Raw genomic sequence first — 2,064 nt, 5'->3', positions numbered from 1 at the left:
GTTGAGCCCGCCCGTTTTTTCCCATGTAGGCGGGTTTTACAGCAGTAGTTTTGGTTTGACAATTAGTCATCCAGACGTTGGGGTGAGTATTTATTACACCACAGATGGGTCGGTACCATCGGCGGGGAGTCTGACACCACAGAGCTATACCTACCGCAACAACTATCCAGGTAGCAACCAGACAAAGCAGTACCAATCATATAGTTACACGGGCCCTTTGACGGTGGATGATGCCTCGAGTTTACCCAACAAAATCAGCACGATAGCCAGTACACATAGCCAAAGTTTGAGTTATTTGCCGACGTCTCCGCTTTATAAAGGGAAGGTGGTTCGGGCGGTTGCGGTGAAGGCGGGAGCTTTGACGAGTGAGATTACCTCGAGTTCATTTTTCTTTTCATCGAGTGGAGTTAATAAGTTTACGCTCCCTGTGGTGTCGGTGATGTCGCAGGAGGATGGGTTATTTTCCTACAACAACGGGATTTATGTGCCAGGAATTGATTTTGATAACTGGCGGAATGCTAACCCCACTCAGACGCCAGGGCCTGCGAGCCCCGCTAATTATCATCGGAGTGGTGAGTCGGCGGAGCGACCTGCTCATTTTGAAATCATTGAGACCGATACGGTGGTTTATAAACAGGATGTAGGCTTGCGAATAAACGGATCGTCGTCGGCAAGTTATCGGGTTAAGTCACTGCGGTTGTACGGTACTGACCAGTACAAAACCATTGAGCATCCTTTATTTCCGCAATTGCCCTATGATGAATATAAAACGTTTATCCTACGAAATTCTGGTCAAGATTATACATCGACGTTGTTTCGTGATGCGCTCGCACACGAATCGGTAGCGCACTTAAATATTGATATTCAGGCGTATCGACCTGCTATTCTTTTTTTGAACGGTGAATATTGGGGTATTCATAACATGCGTCAGCGGCAAGATAAACATTATTACGCGCAAAAATACGGAGTGAATGAAGATAGCCTTGACCTTATTGATACGGAGATAGAAGAAGGGAGCGCGACTCATTACAATGCAATGCTTAACTACATTTATAACAATGGAGTAACAAGTAGCACAAACTATAATTATGTAAAGACCCAGATGGATGTTGAAAATTTTAGAGATTATCAGATTATTGAAATCTTTTATAACAATCAGGACTGGGGAACCAATAATAACCGGTATTGGAGACGGCAGGTCGCCTACACACCGACAGCACCTTATGGGCTTGATGGCCGATGGCGGTGGAGTTTATATGACTTAGATTTGTCGATGTCAGATGCTTCACAAGATCGTTTATCTGCCGCATCCGAAGGTGCCAGCAATTCTTTTGCCCCCGGTTTTTTATTAGCCCGATTATTGCAAAATCAGACATTTCGGAATGATTTTATCAATCGTTTTGCCGATTTAATGAATACAACTTTTTTACCCAATCGTATCAGCCAACTCATTGAGGGTAAACGTGATGGGATAAGCGCTGAGATTCCTGCTCATCTTACCCGTTGGAAGACTTTAACGGATAGTTCAACATGGCTGACCCGAATTGCGAGCTGTATTAAGTTTGTGCAAGACCGCCCAGGCTATCAGCGGACCCACATTCGAAACAAATTCGGTCTCAGTGGTCAGTACAACTTGACGGTCAATGTGTCGAATCCTGCCCACGGTTACGTGCGGGTCAATACGATTGATATATTGCCCACAACCCCGGGCGTGAATGCATCGCCTTATCCTTGGACGGGGAGCTATTTTTATAAGTCTGATAATTCGATTCCTGTGGTGATACGGGCACGTCCGAAACTTGGCTATAAGTTCAAACATTGGGTTTATAATTCAACGATACTGACCGACAGCGTTCAGACCATTACGGCGAGCGCCGCCCGTAGCTATACGGCGGTATTTGAGCCCGCCTTGGTAGCCGCGACATTGGAGTCGTGTGGATATGTTTTTAAGGAGTGGGCCTCTAGCTCTACGGCGGGTACATTTCCCGCAAACATGAAATTTGTGTACATGGCCGACACCGACCCGGGATTGAATTCGGATGTAAAGGGTTTTACCACGGGGGG

At 46.0% G+C, this 2,064-nt stretch carries 1 protein-coding gene; it reads left to right on the top strand.

Features of this window, described 5'->3' with window-relative positions:
- Window positions 1-55 precede the first annotated feature (55 nt).
- The coding region (locus GVN20_RS29450; protein WP_206023401.1) for a CotH kinase family protein at window positions 56-2,064 on the top strand (2,009 nt) is incomplete at its 3' end.

The sequence above is a fragment of the Runella sp. CRIBMP genome (assembly GCF_009905605.1).
GTDB lineage: Bacteria > Bacteroidota > Bacteroidia > Cytophagales > Spirosomataceae > Runella.
This window is presented reverse-complemented; position numbering and strand designations above follow the sequence as displayed.